Source organism: Marinomonas pontica, from assembly GCF_026191375.1.
GTDB lineage: Bacteria > Pseudomonadota > Gammaproteobacteria > Pseudomonadales > Marinomonadaceae > Marinomonas > Marinomonas pontica.
The window spans coordinates 1-3,014 of record NZ_JAODTL010000015.1 but is presented as its reverse complement, the minus strand read 5'-3'; the positions used below and the strand labels follow the sequence as shown (position 1 = coordinate 3,014).

The window sequence follows — 3,014 nt, the reverse complement described above, 5'->3', positions numbered from 1 at the left end:
TGGTGGACATCAGGTGGCGAAGCCGCTGCGATCAATGTACTTAAAGAAGAAATGGTAGACTGCTGGCCACACTTGGAAAGACTTCGCAGTCGCTGGTGGCGGTGGTGAATCTGCTATGACCGTTCTGGAAATCTTCGCGCCATTGCTGGCAATCCTCCTTCCGCTGCTCAAATCAAAGGCCCAACTATTCAAGAATGGGGCGATCTTGGTTTCCTAACAATTCTTGATGATGTGGCAAAAGCAGGCGATTGGGATGTCATTCTTCCTCAAGTCGTTAGCAATGTTATGAAATACGATGGCCATTACGTGGCGGCTCCAGTGAACGTTCACCGTGTAAACTGGATGTGGGCAAACCCAGAAGTATTCCGTAAATCTAGCGCGTCTATCCCAACAACATGGGATCAGTTCATCGTTGAAGCGAAAAAAATCAAAGCCGCTGGCTTCACACCACTTGCACACGGTGGTCAAGCTTGGCAAGACGCTACGTTATTCGAAGCCATTGCGTTGTCTAAAGGCTCTAAGTTCTACAACAGCGCGTTCATCGGTTTGTCTGACAAAACATTGCGTAGCCAAGACATGATCGACGTGTTCGATACATTCAAGCAAATGCGTGAATTCGTTGACCCAGGTTTCTCTGGCCGTGATTGGAACATCGCAACGTCTATGGTTATCAATGGTGATGCAGCAATGCAAATCATGGGTGACTGGGCGAAAGGCGAGTTTACTGCAGCGGGCAAAAAAGCAGGCGTAGATTACGTTTGTTACCCAGCACCAGGCACAAGCGGTTCTTTCACGTTCAACATCGACTCTCTAGCGATGTTTAAAGTAGACGGCAAAGAAAAACAAGCGGCTCAAAAGACCTTGCTCGTTTGATTCTTGAACCTAAGTTCCAAGAAACATTTAACTTGAACAAAGGTTCTATCCCAACTCGTCTAAACATGTCTCGTGACAAGTTTGACGCTTGTGCACAGTCTTCTATGGACGCGTTCCTAGCAAGCTCAACGACTGGCAACCTAGTTCCAAGTATGGCTCACGGCATGGCTGTGAACTCTATGGTTCAAGGCGCTATTTATGACGTAGTCACGAACTTCTTCAACGATGATAAAATGACATCTAAAGAAGCCGTAGACAAGCTAGCTCGTGCAGTAAAAGCAAGCATGTAAGATCACGTTTGCAAACCTGGTTTGCAAACAAGCATACGAGGCTGGTCTTCTGACCAGCCTCCTCTTAAAATTTCTCAGAGACTGCCAATAAACGTCACAAGCACCGCCGTTTTTGTCGCACTCTCTTCTATAGTGAAGCATCAAATATGAACACTAACGCCGCCAATTCTGGGTCAGGACAGACTCAGTCAGGACGTCCTGCACGCCTAAGCTTGGCCGATTGGATGCCGAAAATCGTTATGGCGCCAACGGTCATCGTGACCTTGGTGTGTATTTACGGCTACATGATTTGGACTGCCGTATTGTCTTTCACCAATTCTCGTATGTTGCCGTCTTACAACTTTGTCGGCTTTGACCAATACGAACGACTATTTAACAACGATCGCTGGATCGTTGCCTTGACCAACCTTGGTATTTTTGGTGGTCTGTTTATTATTATCTGTTTGTTCCTTGGCGTTGTATTAGCCATTTTCTTGGATCAAAAGATTCGCGCAGAAGGCGCCATTCGTACTATTTATCTTTACCCAATGGCGATCTCTTTCATCGTAACGGGTACCGCTTGGAAATGGTTACTTAACCCAACAAACGGCCTTGAAAAAATGATGGTCGACTTTGGTTTTGTTAATTTCAAATTCGATTGGCTGATCAACCCTGACATGGTGGTTTACTGTTTGGTCATCGCTGCGGTATGGCAGGCGTCAGGTTTCGTTATGGCCTTGTTCTTGGCGGGTCTACGCGGTGTCGATGGCGACTTGATCAAAGCAGCGCATTTGGATGGTGCCAGCACCTTTACAACGTACCGTCGCATCATTTTGCCATCACTGAAACCTGTATTCTTCAGCGCCTTGGTGATTTTGTCTCACATCGCGATTAAGAGTTTTGACCTTGTGGCGGCGTTGACAAACGGTGGCCCTGGCTACTCTTCTGATTTACCAGCCAACTTCATGTATGCCCACACCTTTACTCGTAGCCAAATTGGCTTAGGTTCTGCGTCTGCCATGGTGATGTTGGGTTGCGTACTAGCGATTTTGGTTCCTTATTTGTACTCAGAATTACGAGGTGAACGCCATGAGTAATAACACTGTGGGTCGTAAAACCTCTGGTTTGGATAAAGTATTACGCATTGCTTTGTATACGGTTTTGATCGTGGCGGCGGCGTTTTTACTTAATGCCCTTTATCGTTATGTTGTTGACGTCTTTAAAAGACGTAGAAGAAATTCGCACAGGCACCTTGTTGTCTTTGCCTTCTGCATTGCAATTCGACTCTTGGATAAAAGCATGGTCGGACGCGTGTACAGGCAGCAGCTGTGGCGGTATTTCACCTTACTTTATGAACTCGTTTCAAATCGTATTGCCTGCCGTTGCAATTTCTACATTACTTGGTGCCATCAACGGCTATGTTATTTCCCTATGGAAATTCCGTGGTAGCGATTTGTTCTTTGCTGCTTTGTTGGTCGGCTGTTTCATTCCTTTCCAAGTGATCTTGTTGCCAATGGCGCGCACTTTGGGCTGGTTGGGCATTGCCAATACCACAACAGGCTTAGTGTTCGTTCACGTGGTCTACGGTGTGGCTTTTACGACCTTGTTCTTCCGTAACTTTTACCAATCGATTCCAGGTGAATTGGTGAAAGCGGCACGTCTAGACGGTGCAGGCTTCTTCACTATTTTCTACCGCATTATTTTGCCTGTATCGACGCCGATTATCGTCGTAACGATCATTTGGCAATTTACGCAAATTTGGAATGACTTCTTATTTGGTGTGGCGTTTTCTGGTTTTGATACTCAGCCAGTCACGGTTGCCTTGAACAACTTGGTAAACACCAGCTTTGGTGGTAAGGAATACAACGTCGA

At 46.3% G+C, this 3,014-nt stretch carries 1 protein-coding gene and 2 pseudogenes; all 3 read left to right on the top strand.

Annotation, left to right across the window (positions count from 1 at the left end):
* Nucleotides 1–1,163 (top strand): annotated as a pseudogene (locus tag N5P32_RS02140) (ABC transporter substrate-binding protein); the annotation flags it as partial.
* A gap of 146 nt (nucleotides 1,164–1,309) precedes the next feature.
* Complete coding sequence (locus N5P32_RS02135) at nucleotides 1,310–2,239, top strand: carbohydrate ABC transporter permease (protein ID WP_265727554.1); 930 nt, start codon at nucleotides 1,310–1,312, stop codon at nucleotides 2,237–2,239.
* Nucleotides 2,232–3,014 (top strand): annotated as a pseudogene (locus N5P32_RS02130) (carbohydrate ABC transporter permease); the annotation flags it as partial. The gene N5P32_RS02135 and the pseudogene N5P32_RS02130, both read left to right, overlap by 8 nt.

Bases quoted from the DNA above. Each gene is read 5' to 3' on its own strand.
- N5P32_RS02135 (WP_265727554.1), top strand. From the start codon at position 1,310: ATGAACACTAACGCCGCCAATTCTGGGTCAGGACAGACTCAGTCAGGA.